This is a genomic window from Jeotgalibacillus marinus (genome assembly GCF_040801915.1).
Classification (GTDB): domain Bacteria; phylum Bacillota; class Bacilli; order Bacillales; family Jeotgalibacillaceae; genus Jeotgalibacillus; species Jeotgalibacillus marinus.
This window is the reverse complement of record NZ_JBFMIA010000179.1, coordinates 1-267: the sequence shown is the minus strand read 5'-3', so window position 1 is coordinate 267 and position 267 is coordinate 1. Positions and strand designations below refer to the sequence as shown.

The window sequence follows — 267 nt, the reverse complement described above, 5'->3', positions numbered from 1 at the left end:
GAGGAGGGAGAGGGGAGGGGAAAGGAGGGAAAGAGAAAAAGGGGGAGAGAAAAGGAAGGGGAGGGGAAGGGAGGAGAGAGAGGAAGAGGGGAGAAAAAGAAAGAGGAAAGAGGGAGAGAAAAGGGAGAGGAGAAGGGGAAAAAAAGAAGGAAGGAGAAAGAGAAGAGGGAGGGGGAAAAAAGGAGAAAAAAGAGGAAGGAAGGGAAGAGGAGGGGAAGGAGGGGGGGGAGGGGGGAAAGGGGGGGAAAGGGGGGGGGGGAGGAGGGG

The 267-nt window shown here is 56.6% G+C and carries 1 protein-coding gene; it reads left to right on the top strand.

The window, feature by feature from the left end; translation table 11 throughout:
- Nucleotides 1-267: hypothetical protein (locus AB1471_RS18985; RefSeq protein WP_367780993.1), on the top strand; the 267-nt coding region annotated here is incomplete at both ends.